Below are 18,479 nucleotides of genomic sequence, written 5' to 3'. Positions count from 1 at the left end.
TTTGAAAGACGCCTTCTTGACCTAAATGTTGCGCTCCAACGAACCGAAATAGAAAATAGTGATTATTTAATCCTTTCTTTTTGGGAGTGCCCATGCCGATCGGAAATATAAACAGTTCGTTTGCCGCTGCTTCCTCTTCTTCCACTTCGTTTGCCCAAAAGATGCGGAGCGTTTCCGTGCAAAACGGTACGAAGAGCATTGCGGAACAGTCCGGGTTTGTTGCTCCGGGGACTGACGCGCTGGGGACTGGTGTGGAGGTGCAGGACATTCTGTTGCGACGTGTCAGCACCAAAGAGTTGAGAGAACGAGCGGAAGATGCCGTGGATGCGGCTCAGACGGAATTTGTCGATCGGTTCATCAAGGAGTTTGACCCGGAAGGGGAATGGCTGGCGCAAAGCATGCCCCAGGATAAATTTCAAGAGTTCTCGGTTCGGTTGGACGAGGAACTCAAGTCGAACAATTGGGATGGCGCACGCAAGAGGATGCGCGATTTTTTGGGTGAGCTGGCAGAGATTGCTGGAAGAAAGATTCGGCAGATCGGCAGCCGTTCCAGCAGCACCTTGCGCAAAAGCTTTACGGAAGGTTTCGGGGACCTTGCCTATGCCGATGGTGCTCCGAGTGGGGGGCAGGGCGAGGCGCTGGGCAAGACCGTGGATAGCGTGCCTGGTGCGGGGGAGAAAAGTGTCAACCAGAGGGACTCCCTTGGCGAGTATACAACGATTACGACTGATGATGGTCAGAAAATAAGCGGATACAAGAACGATGACGGAATGACCGTCATGGACCGCCGGGACCCGACCAGGATTCCCGATGGTGAAGAGCCGGGCATGGCCGATGATCTTATCGGCGGGTTGGTCGAAGAAATTCATGATCTGTACACGAACCGTCTTGATGCCATGTACGGGAAAGAATCCGGAGCGCCCGGACTGCAAAATGCCATTGAAGCGGTTATGGGGAAGATGGATTCGCTCTTTCGCAATGCCTACCAAAACAACTACTCGGAAGACGCTGAAAGCGTGATGCAAAAGGGCGCCGAGATGTTTGCCGGAGCCTTGTTCGGGCAAATAGGGATGCAGAATTTGGTGGACCGTGAGGCTGACGCCGCAGCCCAGGCTGGATTGAGGGCAAAGATGATGTCCAACGGATCCATGTCCGAGGAAAAAAAGCTTTATAGTGAAGTCTACGCCGAGCTTACAAAAGACCTGCCGAATTTGGGGAACCTTTACAGTAGGGCTGCAGGAAGTGGTGTGGGCGTTACCGATGAAGTTTTTGCCGGGCTGGACAACATTTTCATGGACCGTCTTTTGGAAAGGCTGGACGGGCGCAAGCTGGCTCAGGTGATAACCGTCACTTTAAAAGGGCGTCACTACACCAACGAAGAGCTGGAACTTCTGAAGCAGCAGGGCAACACCATGGACAAGACGGTGTAGGATTTTGTGACTCGGCGGCATTTGAGATGATAGAGAACGGCCATGTGATTTTTGGGGGGAACGTATGATTGCGAACAACGTTGTTTCATCCTCTTATTCAGCATCCATGTCCTCCACGCCTGCCCGGCAGAAAGCAGACCCCAATAGTTTTCCGGCGATTGATACGAGTGAGTTGGACGAACTGGCAGAAAGGCTAGCACCTGTCGTTATCCCTGCAAAACTTGTTGTGGAGAAAGTCGATTCGGTGTCCCTGCCATCTCGGGCAGATGAGGCGATGGCGGGGGTAATGTCTCAATTTAAAGACCTTTTCCTTAGTAAATTCGGCTCTGACGGAAGCTGGGTGGAAAAGGGTATTTCCTCGGAAAAGTACGATGGCTTTGTTTCGTCGCTCGAGCAGCATCTTAAAAATGGAAACTACGATTCCGCCCGTTCCGTGGTGCAGAATTTTCTTTCCGATGTTTCGGAAGTGGCCCGTAAGCACCTTTTAGATATAGGGGCGCAGAGTGGCCGGACGCTTCATAATGAATTGTTTGATCAATTCAGCTATCTCGTGTTTGCGGATTTCGAAGGGCAGAGCATGGAGATTAAAAACTTCTCCAAATTCCGTGAACAGAATTTGGGCGGACAGGACTCTTTGAACCAAGGGTTTGCAACACAACTTGGAGCCACCAAAAGCGCCTTTTCCAAAGAGAAAAACGCATTAGCCGTGAATGGGGGCCAAAAGCTGCCAAATGAAAAAGCGCCAGACAAAGAAGACCCAGACAAAGAAGTAGAGGGCGCCGGGGATATTGTTGAAGATGCCATCAAAGCAACGCAGCAGGTTTATTACTCCAGGCTCAATTCCCTGTACGGCCGGGAAGAAGGTGCACCGGGCATGCAGCAGGTGGTTGAGGCGGCTATGGACAGGCTGGATACCTATTTTCGCAACGCCTACCGAAACAACTACACGGAAGATGCGGAAAGTACACTTGGGAAAAGTGCAGAAGCCCTGGCTGGGGCGTTGTTCGGGCGTTCGGCGATAAGCGCGTTGGATTCAACTTCTGTTACATCCGCAAACGGGCAAGCGGCAGGAGTGGAAAACTCCGTTGCCCAGGATGATGTCGGCTTGTCTGCTGTTGGGCGGGTATTTTCCAGAGCTGCACATAGCAATAACGGCAGTTCGGATCTGTTGTTTAAAAATTTGAAAGATGTTTTTATGGACAAGCTGGAACAGGCCCTAGATGGGCGTAGCCTGGGCAAAGAGGTTGCTGTCTACGATGATCCACCGCTCTACTCCGACAAAGGGGTGGAGGTTGCCAGGCAGCATGGGGCCGCCTGGGAGCAGATTGTTTGATTGAAGGCTGAGTCCCTTTTCGTTCGTCCCGGGCGGAAAAAGGGGCGGTGTGTGTTTTTGAGGCCGGTAAGCGGGGAGCCGTTTGCCGGTTTTTTGGGTTGTATGCTGTTTCTTTGGGCTACGCTCTTGGTATTTGAATTTTTCTGTTTTTCTAGAGTTGCACAATAAAATTCTCCCTGACATTGTTGACGGGAACGCAGGTCGGATGGATGGTGTCTGGTCGGAACTCCCATCTGGTTCTCTCGGTGAAGTGGCTTGCATGGACGTATTTTTTAGCCGGATGAAGTATGAGCGAACGTATTCTTGAACTCTCTTTGGAAATGTTTAAGCAGCCGGTTCTGATTCTGGACAAGGACGGCGGCATTGTGGATGCCAACAAGGCCGGTCGTTCCCTGGCTGGCGGCTTCACAGGGAAGCATGTGGCCCGCTTTTCCATGGAGGTGGGCGATGTGCTCACGGTTTTTCGGATCAAGGGCGAGGTTCCGTCCGGTACTTTGGTGCGTATCAACGACGTCGGCCATCTTATCCAGGTCTACCCCCTGAAAAGTGTCGGCTTTGTGGTCATGCTGCAACCGTTGGGCAGGGATTTGGAGCAGGAAAAGACGTTCCGTTTTTTCAAGCAGGCGTTCGACAATGCCACGGACGGCATCTGGGTGGCCGATGCTGACGCCAGAGTATGTGCCCTCAACAAGGCCAGTGAACGTCTCAACGGAGTACGCGCCAGGCAGGTTGTCGGGCGATTCATCCACGACGTGTTGGCGGAAGGGCTGCTGGACAGGTCGGTGACCATGGAAGTGCTGGAGCGCAAGCGGCAGGTCAGCTTTGTACAGCATGTCATTCCCGTGGGAAAATATCTGCATGTAACCGGCACACCGCATTATGACGAAAATGGAGAAATAGAATTTGTGGTGGTTAACGAACGCGACGTGACCGACCTGAAAAACATGCGATCCTCCATGGAGGAAACCCGCATGGCCCGGGATAAGGCCCGTGAACTGCTTACCGAGATATCCCTGAAAAACGAGGACGAAAGCGAGCTGATTGCAGCCAGCCCCAAAATGCGGCTGGTGGCGGACATGGGGCTGAAGTTTGCCCGGCTGGAAGCGCAATGCATTCTCATCAGCGGGGAAACCGGCGTAGGCAGGCATTCCCTGGCGCAGTACATCCACCGTTGTGGTGTTCACTCGGGCGGACCGTTTATGAACATCAATTGCGCGGCTCTGCCTCCGGCTTTGCAGGATGCGGAATTGTTCGGCTGTGTGGCGGGTGCCGTGCCTGGAACATCGGGCAAGGCCAGGGCCGGGATACTTTCGTTGGCAGAAAAGGGCACCCTCATGCTGGACGACGTGGGCGCGCTGACCATGCAGACCCAGGCCAAGCTTTTGCGCTGCATGGACGATGGGAGTTTTACAACGGTGGGGGGACGCAAGGAAAAGAAGCTGGACTGTTTTCTTTTGGTAACCTCCCATTCCGGACTGGAAAATCAGGTCTCGCGCGGGTTGTTTCGGGAAGACCTGTACCGTCGGCTGGCCATGTTTACGCTGCATGTCCCGCCCCTGCGTGAACGGGCCGAGGATATCCCGAGTTTGGCGGAATTGTTTTTGGAACGGGCCAATGCCATCCTGCAGACGCGGCTGGAAATGACGCCCTATTGTCTGACGCTGCTCGGTCGGCAGGAGTACCCGGGCAATACCCACGACCTTGAGGCGTTGATTATGAAGGCCGCGGCCCTGAGCGACGGCGGGGACTTTGAGGTGGCACTGGATACAGTGCTGGCTTCTCCGGAAGAAAGGCCGCTGCAACCCGACAAGTGCCTGCTTACGCTGCAGGAGCGGCTCGACGATGTGGAACGCGATGCCTTGGCCCAGGCCCGTGAGGTCTGCCGTACCACCAGGGAGATGGGAAAGCTTTTGGGGATCAGCCAGGCCGGGGTGGTGCGGAAGCTGCGGAAGTATGGATTGGAAGCGCCATTGAAGTAAATAACGAAAAAGTTAACTTATAACATGCTGATAAATAAAGATATTTTTTGATTTCTGGCTTTTTAAGCGGATTTTGAGAGAAATAAAGTGCGTCTGTATGTCATAATTTACCAATTATGTATTTTAATATTTTAGATTCAAAAATGAATCAATATATAAATTGTTTAATTTCAATATGTTAGTTGTAATCATATGATTCATTTTTGAATCAGCGATAGTTTGCCTTAAAATTCTTTTTTCTCCTAATATACTGCTTTTACTCATTTTCTCAATTTCTGGTCATTCGCTGGATTTTCTTTTGCAGTCTCCTATTCAAAAGGAGAAATGCGCGAATGGCTACCAACTCTGAATTGCAATCTCAAAGAAACGCGTCCGTTGCTGCAGGTGTGTCCAACCTGTGTGGTATCTTTGCCGAAAAAGCGGAAAATGCCCTTATATATGATGTTGAAGGACATGAGTACATTGACTTCGTCGGTGGAATCGGCGTCAACAATGTGGGCCACTGCCACCCGGACGTGGTCGCCGCCGTACAGGAACAGGCGGGGAAGCTCCTGCATTCCTGTTTCCATATTGCCATGTACAAGCCGTACGTGGAGCTGGCCGAAAAACTCGCCAAGCTCACGCCCGGTTCCTTCCCCAAGAAAACGGTCTTTCTGAACAGCGGCTCCGAAGCCGTTGAAAATGCCATCAAGATTGCCCGCCTGGCTACCGGGCGGCAAGGCGTCATCGGTTTTGACACGGCGTTTCACGGCAGAACGCTGCTGGCTATGACCCTGACCAGCAAGGTCAAACCCTACAAGTTCGGGTTCGGGCCTTTTGCCCCGGAAATTTACCACATCCCGTATGCCTATTGCTACCGCTGCCCCTATGGCAAGTCTCCTGAAACGTGCTCCGTGCAGTGTGGCGACAGGCTTGAAGATTTCTTCCTCAACAACGTGCCCGCGGAAAACGTGGCGGCCCTGATTATCGAGCCCGTGGCTGGAGAGGGCGGTTTCATCACGCCGCCTTCGGAGTTCTTCCACAAGCTGCAGGCCATCTGCAAAAAGAACGGCATCGTCTTTATCTCCGACGAAATTCAGAGCGGCATGGGCCGTACCGGCAAGATGTTCGCCATGGAGCATCACGGCATCGAAGCCGACATCACCCTGGTAGCCAAGAGCCTGGGCGGCGGCATGCCCATTTCCGCCGTGGTCGGCAAGACCGAAATAATGGATGCGGTCCATCCCGGCGGACTGGGCGGAACCTACGGCGGCAACCCTGTTTCCTGCGCCGCGGCCTTGGCTGTCATAGACGTTTTTGAAAAGGAAAAATTGCTGGAGCGGGGCGAAGCACTCGGCAACAAATTGTTCGCCCGTTTCAATGCCCTGGCGGAAAAGGAACCCTGCATCGGCGAAGTCCGGGGCAGCGGTCCCATGATTGCGCTGGAGCTGGTCAAGGATCGGCAGACGCGTGAACCGAACAAGGAGATGACCGCCGCGGTGGTTCGCAAATGCATCGAATCCGGCTTGCTCATCCTGTCCTGCGGCAACTACGGAAACGTAATCCGTATGCTTATGCCGCTGACCATTGACGACGACACACTGGAACGAGGACTCGAGATTCTGGAGTCCGCCATTGCCGAGGCCGGTAAGAGCCAATCATAATTCCGAGGAGCTGAGACATGAGTCTTGAAGCGTACGCTATTTACAAGAATTACGGGGAAGTCGAAGCCCTGAGCAATGTGGATCTTATTGCCAAGGAAGGGGAGTTTTTCACCCTGTTGGGCCCTTCGGGCTGCGGCAAAACCACGTTGCTGAGAATCATTGCCGGGCTGGAACTTGAAGATTCTGGATCGGTTATCGTGAGCAAACGCCGGGTCAACGGCCTACCTGCCAACGAACGCCCCGTGAACACGGTCTTTCAAAGCTACGCACTGTTTCCTCACCTCACCATCTTCGAGAACGTGGCCTTCGGGCTGCGTTCCCGCAAGGTGGATTCCCGTAAAATCACCAACAAGGTGGATAAGGCGCTCGACATGGTCCGCATGTCCGACTTTGCCTCGCGTTTGCCAGAGCAGCTTTCCGGCGGACAACGTCAGCGTGTGGCTCTGGCCCGCGCCCTGGTCAACGAACCGGAAATTCTGCTTTTGGACGAGCCCATGTCTGCCCTCGACGCCAAGCTGCGGCACGAACTGCAGACCGAACTGCGTCAGTTGCAGCAGGATTTGGGAACCACCTTCATTCTTGTGACGCACGACCAGGACGAAGCCCTGACCGTGTCGGACAGAATTGCGGTGATGCGCAACGGCAAGGTGGTGCAGTGCGAAGAGGCCAGAGCCTTGTATGAAAATCCCAAGACACGTTTTGTGGCCGATTTTTTGGGCAAGGCGAACATTATTGACGGAACCGCCACGGCTGAAGGCGTTCAAACGGAAATGGGCATCCTGAAGCCGAACAGGGCGGTGGAATGGCAGAAGGGCAGCCTGGCCATTCGTCCGGAAAACGTGGTGCTGCGTCCGGAACAGCCGGAAATCAACGGTGTGCGGACAAAAGTGAAAAACGTTTTTTACCGGGGCGATCACCTGGAGGTCTGGCTGGAAGCCGGAGGCCTGTGCATGCGCACCGCTCCCCGCAGGGGCCTTGCCAAGGGTGATGATGTGTGGGTCGAACTGCTTCCGAATGCCCTGGTGGTGCTCAATGACTAACATCACCATCTGGAACGGCGAACTGACGTCACGGACCCGGCTCATTAAGCGTGGTCTGTACTTTCTTTCCCCCGGCTTTTTGTGGATTCTGCTCTTTCTCGTCGTTCCCTCGCTGCTGCTCATCGTTGTCAGCTTCACCACGCGGGGAACCTACGGCGAGATAGAGTGGACCTGGACGTTCGACAACTTCACCCGCCTGGCCGGGTTCGGGTTGTTCGGCTGGTCCGCGGATTATTTGATGATCCTGTGGCGCAGTATCTGGGTCGCCTTCTGGACCACCCTCATCTGCATCCTTGTTTCGTATCCGCTGTGTTTCTACATTGCCAACCAACCGGAACGGAAACGCTACGTCTGGCTTACGCTGCTCATCATCCCGTTCTGGACCAACCTTGTCATCCGGGCCTACGCATGGCTGCTGGTGCTGGCTCCGCAGATGCCGTTTGCCAAGTTCGCGGCCAATCTCGGCATCGTACCCATGGGCAGCCCGCTGTATCCCAGCTCCCTGGCCGTCTACCTCGGCATGATCGGCACCTTCCTGCCTTTTGTGACCATGCCGCTGTATTCCAGCGTGGAAAAAATGGACTGGTCCCTGGTCGAAGCGGCCAATGATCTGTACGCGGGCAAATGGCGGGTGTTTGTTCATGCCATCCTGCCCCAGACCATCCCCGGCCTTACCGTGGCCATCACCTTCACCTTTGTTCCTGCCATGGGCATGTTCGTGGTTCCCGACTTCCTGGGCGGCGCCAAGTACATGATGGTCGGCAACCTGATTCAGCAGCAGTTCGGCACCAGCCGCGACTGGCCCTTTGGTGCCGCCATCAGCCTGTGCCTCATCGTCCTGACCCTTGGCGGACTCCATTTGCAGAACAAGTACGTGAAGCAGAAGGGAGAGCTGATATGAGAAAGTTTCCCGGATACGTCGGATTCATTGCCTGGGTGTCCATGGCCTTCCTGTATATTCCGCTCATTGCCGTGGCCTCCTTTTCCATCAACAAATCCCGCTTCGGCCTGGATTGGAAAGGGCTGACCCTGGACTGGTACTTCAAGCTCTTTCATAACCACGCCATTTTGGAAGCCGCTGGCAATACGCTCATCCTGGCCGTGGTTTCCACGGTAATCGCCACGGTGCTCGGCACTGCGCTGGCCATCGGCCTGAACCGTTTTCCCTGGCCCCGCAAGGCAAGCTCCATGTTCGACGTTGTGCTGAACATGCCCGTTGTGGTGCCGGAAATCGTCTTTGCCGCCGCCCTGGTCATCGCCTTCGCACTGCTGCGTTACGTGTCCTCGGTTTTCAGCCCCGGCCTGCTGAACATGATCATCGGCCACGTTACCTTTCAGGTGGCCTTTGTGGCCCTGGTGGTCCGTGCCCGGCTGGAGGTCATCTCCACGGATATGGAAGAGGCCGCCCGCGACCTGTACGCGGACAACGCCTATTTGCTGAAGCGGGTGACGCTGCCGCTGCTCAAGCCGGGCATTGTTTCCGGTGCAATGATCGCCTTTACCCTTTCCCTGGACGACTTCGTGATCAGCTTTTTCACCGCCGGTCCCACTTCGGTGACGCTGCCTCTGTACATCTACGCGTCTGTCCGTCGTGGCGTGACCCCGGAAATCCACGCTCTGTCCACCTTGGTTCTGCTGGTCTCCGTGATCATGGTTGTGCTTACCGACCGTATGTCGCGGAAAAGCAAGAAGTAGGGCGATTGCGCCCTGTGCGGAATAAATTTGCAACTGAAAAAACGAGGAGTGCTGCAATGAAAAAATTTATCCTTGCCCTGATGATGGTGGCCCTGTTGGCGACTTCCGCCATGGCGCAGGAAATGAGGTTGTTCATCTGGTCCGAGTACATGCCGGATGACTTTGTCCCGGAATTTGAAAAGCAGACAGGCATCGACGTGCGTGTGGACTATTACGAGTCCATGGAAGAGATGCTGGCCAAACTGCAGGCCGGGGGCGTATCCCAGTACGACGTGATCGTTCCGTCCGATTACATCATTTCCAGTCTGGTCAACCTGGGGCTGCTCAAGGAACTTGATCATTCCAGGATTCCCAACATGAAGAACCTCAGCGAAATGTTCGTAAGCCCTCCCTACGATCCGGGCAACAAGTACACCGTGGCCTACCAGTGGGGCACTCTGGGCATGCTGTACAACGGCGACGTCATCAAGAGCGACCAGCCTTCCTGGGGGGTAATGTTCAACCCCGAGCAGCAGGTCGGTCCCTTTGTGCTCATCGACTCGGTGCGCGAAATGCTCGGCTGCGCCCAGAGCTACATGGGCATGGACGTGAACACCACGGAAAAGTCCAAGCTGAAGCAGCTTGCCAAGCTGATGCTGGACACCAAGAAGAGCAAATACTTCCAGGGCTTTGACGTAGGCACGGGCGGACGCAGCAAGGTTGTTGCCAAGACCGCCGTGGCCGCCATCGTCTACAACGGCGACGGACTGCGCGCCGTAAAGGAAAACCCCGGCATCAAATTCGCCAACCCGGCCGAAGGCACGGTCGCCTGGGTGGACAACATGGCCATCTGCAAGGACGCACCCAATCCGGACGCCGCCTACAAGTTCATCAACTACGTTCTGGACGCCAAGACCGGTGCCAAGCTCTCCAACTGGACCGAGTATGCCTCGCCCAACGAAGCTGCGCACGAGTTCATCAATCCGGTATCGTTGAACAACCCTTCCGTGTACCCGCCCAAGGAGTACATGTCCAAGCTGCACTTCATCAACGACCTCGGTAAGAACAACCGCATCTACGACGAACTCTGGACCATGATCAAAACCCGCTAGGAAAATCACAACCAGGCCGGGGGAAACCCCGGCCTGCCAGAGAAAAGACCAGAGAAAAGGCCATGCAGAACACATTCATCATGCTTCATGCCAACGGCATCTCCATGGACGAGGCAGCCACCAGGTTTACGGCCCTGGCCGTGGAAAACGGCATTATCCGGGCCGTGGGCTCCAAAGAAGACATGGCTCCCTTCATGGATATGGGATGGCCGGTGCACGACCTGCAGAACCAGACCCTGATGCCCGGATTCATCGATACGCACCAGCATACGGTCCTTGCCGGACAGGTCATGGACGGGCTGGATTTTTCCCCGGCCACCTGTCTTGACGATATATTTCAGAGCATTGCCGAAGCCGCCCGTACCATCCCATCCGGGGAGTGGATCATGGGTTATTCCGCCAATGACTTGAATCTGCGCGAACTGCGCCTGCCCACCCGCGAGGAGCTGGACCGTGTCTGCACAACGCATCCTGTGCTGGTGGTGCAGTGCTCGTGGCATATGTGCTCACTCAACACCATGGCGCTTGATATATTCAACCTTCCGTCAGGGCTGGAGGGGCTGGATGTGGAGAACGGCCAGCCTACGGGAATTGTCAGGGACCCTGGCGCCCTGACCCATGTCTTTCCCGCCCTGAGCCGCCAGAGAAGCCCGGAAAGCAAGCTGGCAAGTTGCCGCCGGGCGGCCTTCAGCGCGCTGCGCCGGGGCGTGACCACGATGCATGCCCTGGAAGGTGGGGAATACGGTCCTGGCGACGGGGTGCTGTTTGCCAATAATATGGATTCCATGCCCGTGCACATGGTGCTTTGGAACCAGGTGATGGACATAGAGGAAACCGTGGGGCTGGGCCTTCCGCGCATCGGCGGGTGCATCTGTGCGGACGGAGCCATAGACTGCTACACGGCGGCCTTTTTCGAGCCCTATACCAACCAGCCGGAAAACAGGGGCGTACTCAATTTCACGCAGGAGGAAATGGACACATTCATCCTGCGGGCGCACGAGGCCGGTTTGCAGATCGCCATTCATTGCGAAACCGACCGTTCTATCGAACAGGTTCTGAGCGCCATGGAAAAGGCGCTGCAAAAGAGCCCGCGCAAGGACCACCGCCACCGCATAGAGCACGTGGAGGTGCCGACCTACGACCAGATAGACCGCATGGCAAAAGCCGGGATTATCGCCTCCATGCAGCCGGCTTTTCTTCCCTGCCTTGTGGACATGGAAGACTACCGGCAGCGGATCGGCGACGACAGGCTGCGCAGGCTGCATCCCTACCGTACCATCCTGGACGCCGGGGTGAAGGTCTGCGGCGGTTCGGATTGTCCGGTTACGCCCCACGACCCGCTTATGGGCGTGCAGGGGGCGGTTTTGCACCCTGTGGAAAGTGAGCGGATAAGCGTGGTAGAGGCCCTGCGAATGTTCACATGTGATGCGGCCTTCAGCTCTTTTGAAGAAAATCTGCGCGGCAGCATAGAACCCGGCAAGGTCGCGGACCTCGTCGTTCTGGATGCCGACCCTCTGGCCGTTTCCCCGGACGCCATCAGCGGCATCCGCGTGGTGCGGGCCTATGTGGACGGCAAGCCGGTGGAACAGCCCAGGGATGGCCCGGACTCCCGTTCCTGAAGAAATTGAAGCGACTGAATACAAACGCAAAACTACCGGAGTTACGTAATGGAACGCAATGTCGCCAAGGCATTTGAAGAGGCCACCGAATTTGTAGATATCATCAAGCAACCCGCTGGTTCCGTTTCCGAGGACATCAGAAAGAAGATTGCCATGGAAACCGTGGACAACTTTCGGGATCACATCAACAAGGGCTTTCTGGAATACCGGAAGTCCGTGACCGAAAGCGGTGAGTTTGCCGTTACCGAATGGACCGGACAGGGCTCTATCCTCTGCGACGTTCTGGGCCGTGAATATATTGATATTCTGGGCGGTTTCGGGCTGTACAGCTATGGCATCCGCCATCCCAAAATTGTCGAGGCGGTCAAGGCCCAGCTGGACCGCTCTCCCCAGTACAGCCAGGAAATGCTCGATCCCCTGCGCGCCAAGCTGGCCAAGGTTATTGCCATGCTCACCCCCGGTGACATCCAGTATGGATTTTTCGCCAACTCGGGCACCGAGGCTGTGGAAGGCGCCATGAAGCTTGCCAAGTTCTACACCGGCAAAAAAGGCTTCATCTCCATGCTCAAGGGCTTTCATGGCAAGACTTTGGGCTCGCTGTCCCTGATGGGCAAGGACGATTACCGTAAACCTTTGCTGCCCCTGCTGGAAGGCATGCGCCATGTACCGTTTGGTGATGCCGATGCCGTGGAGCAGGAGCTGGCCCGTGCCCAGGCTGTGGGCGACGACATCGCGGGCGTGGTGGCCGAACCCGTACAGGGCGAAGCCGGTGCCATTGTTCCGCCCGCCGACTTCTGGCCCCGCCTGCGTGAGATCTGCGACAAGTACGGCGTGCTGCTTATTGCCGACGAAGTCCAGACCGGTTTCGGCCGCACCGGCGAGGTGTTCGGCGTGGACAACTGGGACGTGGCCCCGGACATCATGTGCTTTGGCAAGGCCCTTGGCGGCGGCGTGGTGCCCATGAGCGGTTTTTTCTCCACGCCAAAAATCTGGAAGGTCATGGAACCCAACCCCTTCATGCACACCACCACAACCGGCGGCAACCCCATTGCCTGCGCCGCGGCGCTTTCCGCCATTTCCGTGATGCACGAAGAAGACCTTCCGGCCCAGGCCAAGATGAAGGGCGAGTATGTAAGGAAAAAGCTGGGCGAGATTTCCGAACGCCACCCCGGCATCTTTTCCAAGATCACCGGCCTCGGCCTGCTTATCGGCATGGAGTTTGTGAGTGACGAGATCGGATATGCCGTGGCTTCCGGCCTGTTTGCACACGGGGTGCTGACCGCCGGAACACTTACCAATGCCAAGTGCATCCGTTTTGAACCTGCATTGAATATTCCCATGGAGCTTCTCGACGAAGCCCTGAACCGGATGGAAGACGTTATCAAGTCGTTATAGTCCGCTATTACGTCCAAAGGCGCCGCATGGCGGCCATGGTTGCCATGCGGCGTCTGGATGCTGATGATTGCGATTTTCAGCAAAGCGGTTCTCCGCAAGAGATGTACGTGCCTTTAGCGAAGGCCAAACCACGGGAGAAAAAGATGGACATGAAACTTTGGATAAACGGCGAATGGACCGATTCCGCAGACGGCGCAACTGTGGAGGTTGAAAATCCGGCAACCGGAGAAATCGTCGCCAGTGTGGCCAAAGCGGGTGAAAAAGACGTTCTGAAAGCCGTGGCTGCGGCCAAGACCGCGTTCGAGGACGGACGCTGGTCCGGCCTGACACCGGCAGACCGGGCCCGGGCCCTGTGGAAGCTGGCCGATCTGCTGGAAGGCCGTATGGAAGATTTCGCCCGCGTGGAATCCGAGGATACGGGCAAACCCTACGAATTTTTAAGTCTTGGGGGCGATCTGCCCTTTTGTGTGGACAACCTGCGCTTTTTTGCCGCTGCCGCCCGCGACACCGGCGGACACCACGCCGGGGAATTTGCCGAAGGCTATACATCCATTTATCGCCGCGACCCGGTAGGCGTGGTAGGGCAGATTTCTCCGTGGAACTATCCCCTGCTGATGGGCGTGTGGAAACTCGGCCCGGCCCTGGCCGCCGGGTGCACTGCCGTGCTCAAGCCGGCCACAATCACCCCGCGTACATCGCTCATGCTGGCCGAACTGACTGCCGAGGCAGGAATTCCCGACGGGGTCGTCAACGTGGTGGTCGGCAATGTCGGCCCCATGCTCACCGCCCATCCCGATATCCGTATGGTCAGCCTTACCGGTGCCACGGAAACCGGCAAGGCGGTTATGAAAAGCGCGGCCGACACGGTCAAACGCGTGCATCTGGAGCTGGGCGGCAAGGCCCCGTCTCTGGTGTTCGAAGACGCCGACGTCGCCCTGGTGGCGGAAAAGCTGTCCCTGGCGGCGTATTGCAACTCGGGCCAGGACTGCACCGCGGCCACGCGCATCATCTGCCACAAGTCCATTGAGGCCGAGGTCCGCGAAGCCGTGGTAGAGGCCATGAAGAACGTCAAGGTTGGCGATCCGTTCGACTCGTCCACCCAGATGGGCTCCATGATTTCCGAAAAGCACCGTGACGCGGTGGCCGGGTTCGTACAACGGGCTGAAAAAGACGGTGGCTCCATTCTGTGCGGCGGCAAGGTCATCGACCGCGCTGGCTACTTTTTCCAGCCCACGGTTATTGCCGATGTGAAGCAGGATTCGGAAATCGTCCAGAAAGAGGTTTTCGGCCCGGTCGTCACCATCCAGTCTTTTGAAGACGAGAAGCAGGCCATTGCCATGGGCAACGACGTGGTCTTCGGTCTGGCATCCTCCGTGTTCACGCGCGACGTGGCCCGGACCATGCGGGTGAGCCGCGCCCTGGAGTTCGGCACGGTATGGGTCAACGACCATCTTCCCATGGCTTCGGAAACGCCACACGGCGGGTTCAAGCAGTCCGGTTTCGGCAAGGACCTTTCCGCCGAAGCTGTAGGCGACTACCTGGTCACCAAACACGTTATGATCAATACAGCGAGCTAGGAGAATCATGGCTGACGCAGCAATACGGACACCGGCACCGCCACGGGGATTCAACTACATCCCCGTGCGTACCCCGGCTTCGGACAATTTCTTCATGCCTGCGGAATGGGCCCCGCACTCGCGGTGCTGGATGGCTTGGCCGCGTTTGGTCGAACTTTGGGGGGCCGGAATGCAGGAGACCCGTACGGCCTACTCTGCGGTCGCCCAAGCCGTGGCCGGGTTCGAGGAGGTGGTCATGCTGGCCCATCCCGACGATCTGGCCCAGGCTGCGGAAATGTGCGGGAATTCGGTAAAGGTGGTTCCTTCCCGCGTGGAAGATGCCTGGACCCGTGACTCCGGCCCGACCTTTGTGGTTAATGACCGGGGCGAGGTGGCAGGAATAGACTGGATGTTCAACGGTTGGGGCCATTTTTACGCCCCCAAGACCAACGACGAATCCATGGCCCTGGATATTCTGGCCCGGGAAGACATCCGCCGCTACGTGGCACCCTTTATTCTGGAAGGCGGTTCCATCCATGTGGACGGGGAGGGCACGCTCATCACCACGGAGCAGTGCCTGCTGGACCCGGCCCGGAACATCGGCCTTACCAAGCGTGATTTCGAGGAGCTGTTTGCCGCCTATCTGGGCATACGCCAGGTCATCTGGCTGGGCGAGGGCCTGGACGGTGACGACACCAACGGCCATGTGGACATTGTATCCTGCTTTGTGCGGCCCGGTGTGGTTCTCATCCAATCGTGCGATGATCCCAAAGACCCAAATTACAAGGTCTTTCAGGACAATATGCATCGGCTGGAGCTTTCCTGCGACGCAGCCGGACGGCCCGTGGAAATAATCACCGTGCCCCAGCCCGAGTATGTGGAGCACGAGGGCAAGCGGCTCGACCTGTCGTACATCAACTTCTACATGGCCAACGGCGGCGTGGTCATGTCCTCCTTTGGCGATGCCAACGACGCGGTTGCATACGAGCTTTTCCGGCGTCTGTACCCGGATCGCAAACTGGTGGTTGTGGATTCCCTGCCCATTTTCAAGGGCGGGGGAGGCATTCACTGCATCACCCAGCAGCAGCCCGCAGGTGTGGGAAAAATTCCGTTTTAGTTTTGGAGATAAGGTATGAAGATTACAGTGGCAGCCACCCAGATGGCCTGCGTAGACGATGCGCGGAAAAACATCGACCATGCCGAAAGTCTCATCAGACAGGCAAAGCGCGGCGGGGCGGATATCGTCCTGCTGCAGGAATTGTTTTCCACTCCCTATTTCTGCCAGGACCAGAAGCCGGAGTATTTTGCTCTGGCTCATCCCCTGGCCCAGGACCCTGCCGTTATGCGTATGCGGGAGCTGGCCCGCGAGCTGGAGGTTGTTCTGCCCGTGAGCTTTTTTGAAAAGGACGGGCAGGCGTACTACAACTCCCTGGCCATGATCGACGCGGACGGGAGCATTTTGGGTGTGTACCGCAAAACGCACATCCCCGACGGCGTCGGGTATCAGGAAAAATACTATTTCAATCCCGGCGATACGGGATTCAAGGTCTGGAACACGCGCTACGGCAACATTGGCGTGGGCATCTGCTGGGACCAATGGTTCCCGGAATGCGCCCGTTCCATGGCTTTGAGGGGGGCGGATATCCTGATGTACCCCACGGCCATAGGCTCGGAACCGCCCAAGCCGGACTGGGACTCTTCGGGCCATTGGACCCGTGTCATGCAGGGGCATGCCGGGGCCAACGTGATGCCCCTGGTGGCCTCCAACCGCATCGGCAAGGAAGTTGGGGAAAGCAGTGAAATTACGTTCTACGGATCGTCCTTTATTGCCGGGCCCACCGGGGAGATAATCCACCAGGCCGACAAGGAAACGGAGGATGTTCTGCTGGCCGAGTTCGATTTTGATGAAATCCGCGAGCTTCGGGCGGGCTGGGGCGTCTTTCGGGACCGCAGACCGTCACTGTACGGCGGCCTGCTTGGCTGCGGCTCGGCTTCGGTGGCATCGTAGTGTTTGTTGCCGAACAGGCGTATAGGTTTGGGGGAGATTCCCGGCACCTGGCCCTTACGGACGCTTAACAAGGAAAAGAAAACGACAATGGCGATTCAAAGTATCAACCCGGCCACCGGCGAGTTGGAAAAAACCTTTGCCGAACTTGAACCGGCGGCTGTCATTTCCACTCTGGAACGTGTGCAGGCCGCATATGCCAGCTGGAAAAACACGCCGCTGCAAAAACGTGCCGACTGCCTCAACAGTCTGGCTGCGGTTTTGCGTGACCGGGCTGCGGAGTATGCCGCTATAATGGCCAGTGAAATGGGCAAGCCCGTGGGCGTGGGAAAGGGCGAAGTGCTCAAGTGCGCCACGGTGTGTGAATATTATGCACAGCACGGCGAACAATTGCTGGCTCCCGAGCCCGTCCCCGGAGTGGGTACAAAGGCCTTTGTGGAGTATGCCCCCATGGGCACGGTGTTGTCCGTCATGCCCTGGAACTTCCCGTACTGGCAGGTGGTGCGCATTGCCGCGCCCACGCTGATGGCGGGCAATACCATGGTGCTGAAGCATGCCTCCAATGTTCCCCAATGCGCCATGGCCATTGAACAGGCCTTTGCGCTGAGTGATTTTCCCGACGATGTTTTCCGAACCCTGCTTATTGGCGCGCGGCAGGTGGAAACCGTGCTCGACCATGACTCCGTGGTGGGCGTGAGCCTGACCGGCAGTGAGGGCGCAGGACGCAAGGTGGCTGCGGCAGCCGGAGCCCGGCTCAAGAAGAGCGTCATGGAGCTGGGCGGGAGTGATCCCTTTATTGTTCTGCCCGATGCGGATCTGGACAAGGCGGCTTCTGTGGCGGCTCTTTCCCGGTGCAGCAACACGGGGCAGACATGCATTGCGGCCAAGCGGTTCATTGTGCTGGAAGAGGTCTGCGACGCTTTTGTGCAGGCGCTTTCCAAGGAAATGGACGGCCTGCCCATTGGCGATCCCATGGACCCGGAAATCAAGGTCGGTCCCATGGCTTCCATGGCCCTGCGCGACGAGTTGCAGAGCCAGGTGGACAGGTGCCTGTCCGCCGGGGGCAAGCTGATTCGCGGCGGGGTGGTGCCCGAGGGCAAGGGGGCGTACTACCCTCTGACCATCATCCGGGACGTCCCCACCGACGCGGACGTGTGCAAGGAAGAACTTTTCGGCCCGGTGGCCCTGGTCTTCAGCGTGCAAAGCGTGGAGGAAGCCGTTGCCCTGGCGAACGACACTCCATTCGGCCTGGGCGGTTCCGTCTGGACCGGTGATGCGGAAAAAGGGCTGGAGATAGCCCGGCAGGTCGAGTCCGGCACCGTGTTTGTGAACGGCCTGGTCCGGAGCGATCCCGCACTGGCCTTTGGCGGCATCAAGAATTCAGGATACGGCCGTGAACTCGGGCCCTTTGGAATACGGGCCTTTGTGAACGAGAAATCATATTGTGTGGACTAATTGAGCATCTGCAAAACTGAAGTTTTTCATTTGCTTCAGATCTTTTGCTGTACATTGGTTTGGCATGTGAAAGCGACATCGGCCTGACTTGGCGGGTTCAGCCCGCCGAGTCAGGTTCCCCCCTGTGTTACGGGTGTCGCAGGTGTCACAGGCAGGAGGCCAAAAGACCTCTCCACCGTGTCACCAGTGGAATGCGACCTTTGAGGTTTTCTCCCTCCCCGCAGCTCTCTCCCTTTCC

General features: G+C 56.8%; 14 protein-coding genes. All 14 read left to right on the top strand.

Annotated elements, in window-relative coordinates; translation table 11 throughout:
• Positions 1 to 92: 92 nt before the first annotated feature.
• The gene (locus ACI0FJ_RS07760) at positions 93 to 1,430 is read left to right on the top strand and encodes a hypothetical protein (protein ID WP_424301356.1); all 1,338 of its coding nucleotides are present in this window, start codon (positions 93 to 95) and stop codon (positions 1,428 to 1,430) included.
• Between the two features lie 64 nt (positions 1,431 to 1,494).
• The gene (locus ACI0FJ_RS07755; RefSeq protein ID WP_424301353.1) at positions 1,495 to 2,763 is read left to right on the top strand and encodes a hypothetical protein; all 1,269 of its coding nucleotides are present in this window, start codon (positions 1,495 to 1,497) and stop codon (positions 2,761 to 2,763) included.
• Positions 2,764 to 3,050: 287 nt separating this feature from the next.
• Positions 3,051 to 4,742, top strand: coding sequence for a sigma 54-interacting transcriptional regulator (locus ACI0FJ_RS07750; RefSeq protein ID WP_424301350.1), 1,692 nt, complete (start codon positions 3,051 to 3,053; stop codon positions 4,740 to 4,742).
• Positions 4,743 to 5,074: 332 nt separating this feature from the next.
• Positions 5,075 to 6,385 (top strand): 4-aminobutyrate--2-oxoglutarate transaminase, encoded by a 1,311-nt coding sequence (gabT, locus tag ACI0FJ_RS07745; protein WP_424301347.1) that lies wholly within the window; start codon positions 5,075 to 5,077, stop codon positions 6,383 to 6,385.
• Positions 6,386 to 6,402: 17 nt separating this feature from the next.
• The gene (locus ACI0FJ_RS07740; RefSeq protein WP_424301344.1) at positions 6,403 to 7,425 is read left to right on the top strand and encodes an ABC transporter ATP-binding protein; all 1,023 of its coding nucleotides are present in this window, start codon (positions 6,403 to 6,405) and stop codon (positions 7,423 to 7,425) included.
• A complete protein-coding gene (locus ACI0FJ_RS07735) occupies positions 7,418 to 8,326 on the top strand; it encodes an ABC transporter permease (RefSeq protein WP_424301341.1) in 909 nt (302 codons plus the stop codon). The genes ACI0FJ_RS07740 and ACI0FJ_RS07735 overlap by 8 nt, the downstream gene beginning before the upstream one ends.
• Positions 8,323 to 9,120 (top strand): ABC transporter permease, encoded by a 798-nt coding sequence (locus ACI0FJ_RS07730; RefSeq protein WP_424301338.1) that lies wholly within the window; start codon positions 8,323 to 8,325, stop codon positions 9,118 to 9,120. The genes ACI0FJ_RS07735 and ACI0FJ_RS07730 overlap by 4 nt, the downstream gene beginning before the upstream one ends.
• Before the next feature lie 56 nt (positions 9,121 to 9,176).
• Entirely contained in the window at positions 9,177 to 10,211 is a 1,035-nt protein-coding gene (locus ACI0FJ_RS07725) for a polyamine ABC transporter substrate-binding protein (RefSeq protein ID WP_424301335.1), read from the top strand.
• A 62-nt stretch (positions 10,212 to 10,273) separates the two neighbouring features.
• Positions 10,274 to 11,830, top strand: coding sequence for an amidohydrolase (locus tag ACI0FJ_RS07720; protein ID WP_424301332.1), 1,557 nt, complete (start codon positions 10,274 to 10,276; stop codon positions 11,828 to 11,830).
• 48 nt (positions 11,831 to 11,878) lie between these two features.
• Positions 11,879 to 13,225, top strand: a complete 1,347-nt coding sequence (locus tag ACI0FJ_RS07715; RefSeq protein ID WP_424301329.1) for a putrescine aminotransferase — start codon at positions 11,879 to 11,881, stop codon at positions 13,223 to 13,225.
• Between the two features lie 143 nt (positions 13,226 to 13,368).
• Positions 13,369 to 14,802 carry an aminobutyraldehyde dehydrogenase gene (locus ACI0FJ_RS07710; RefSeq protein WP_424301326.1) on the top strand — a complete coding sequence of 478 codons (1,434 nt, stop codon included), beginning with the start codon at positions 13,369 to 13,371 and terminating at the stop codon, positions 14,800 to 14,802.
• Between the two features lie 7 nt (positions 14,803 to 14,809).
• A complete protein-coding gene (locus tag ACI0FJ_RS07705) occupies positions 14,810 to 15,898 on the top strand; it encodes an agmatine deiminase family protein (protein ID WP_424301324.1) in 1,089 nt (362 codons plus the stop codon).
• A 15-nt stretch (positions 15,899 to 15,913) separates the two neighbouring features.
• Positions 15,914 to 16,789: an N-carbamoylputrescine amidase gene (gene aguB / locus ACI0FJ_RS07700; protein WP_424301321.1), complete on the top strand. Its 876-nt coding sequence runs from the start codon at positions 15,914 to 15,916 to the stop codon at positions 16,787 to 16,789.
• An 87-nt stretch (positions 16,790 to 16,876) separates the two neighbouring features.
• Positions 16,877 to 18,241: an NAD-dependent succinate-semialdehyde dehydrogenase gene (locus tag ACI0FJ_RS07695; RefSeq protein ID WP_424301318.1), complete on the top strand. Its 1,365-nt coding sequence runs from the start codon at positions 16,877 to 16,879 to the stop codon at positions 18,239 to 18,241.
• The last annotated feature ends 238 nt before the right edge of the window (positions 18,242 to 18,479 follow it).

The sequence above is a fragment of the Desulfovibrio sp. 7SRBS1 genome (assembly GCF_049723905.1).
In the GTDB taxonomy this organism is placed as follows: domain Bacteria; phylum Desulfobacterota; class Desulfovibrionia; order Desulfovibrionales; family Desulfovibrionaceae.
Note: the sequence above shows the minus strand (reverse complement) of the source record. Positions and strands in the feature narration are given on the sequence as shown.

Excerpts from the sequence above, each read along its gene's own strand:
- ACI0FJ_RS07760 (WP_424301356.1), top strand. The coding sequence starts at position 93 with ATGCCGATCGGAAATATAAACAGTTCGTTTGCCGCTGCTTCCTCTTCT.
- ACI0FJ_RS07755 (WP_424301353.1), top strand. The coding sequence starts at position 1,495 with ATGATTGCGAACAACGTTGTTTCATCCTCTTATTCAGCATCCATGTCC.
- ACI0FJ_RS07750 (WP_424301350.1), top strand. The coding sequence starts at position 3,051 with ATGAGCGAACGTATTCTTGAACTCTCTTTGGAAATGTTTAAGCAGCCG.
- gabT (WP_424301347.1), top strand. The coding sequence starts at position 5,075 with ATGGCTACCAACTCTGAATTGCAATCTCAAAGAAACGCGTCCGTTGCT.
- ACI0FJ_RS07740 (WP_424301344.1), top strand. The coding sequence starts at position 6,403 with ATGAGTCTTGAAGCGTACGCTATTTACAAGAATTACGGGGAAGTCGAA.
- ACI0FJ_RS07735 (WP_424301341.1), top strand. The coding sequence starts at position 7,418 with ATGACTAACATCACCATCTGGAACGGCGAACTGACGTCACGGACCCGG.
- ACI0FJ_RS07730 (WP_424301338.1), top strand. The coding sequence starts at position 8,323 with ATGAGAAAGTTTCCCGGATACGTCGGATTCATTGCCTGGGTGTCCATG.
- ACI0FJ_RS07725 (WP_424301335.1), top strand. The coding sequence starts at position 9,177 with ATGAAAAAATTTATCCTTGCCCTGATGATGGTGGCCCTGTTGGCGACT.
- ACI0FJ_RS07720 (WP_424301332.1), top strand. The coding sequence starts at position 10,274 with ATGCAGAACACATTCATCATGCTTCATGCCAACGGCATCTCCATGGAC.
- ACI0FJ_RS07715 (WP_424301329.1), top strand. The coding sequence starts at position 11,879 with ATGGAACGCAATGTCGCCAAGGCATTTGAAGAGGCCACCGAATTTGTA.
- ACI0FJ_RS07710 (WP_424301326.1), top strand. The coding sequence starts at position 13,369 with ATGGACATGAAACTTTGGATAAACGGCGAATGGACCGATTCCGCAGAC.
- ACI0FJ_RS07705 (WP_424301324.1), top strand. The coding sequence starts at position 14,810 with ATGGCTGACGCAGCAATACGGACACCGGCACCGCCACGGGGATTCAAC.
- aguB (WP_424301321.1), top strand. The coding sequence starts at position 15,914 with ATGAAGATTACAGTGGCAGCCACCCAGATGGCCTGCGTAGACGATGCG.
- ACI0FJ_RS07695 (WP_424301318.1), top strand. The coding sequence starts at position 16,877 with ATGGCGATTCAAAGTATCAACCCGGCCACCGGCGAGTTGGAAAAAACC.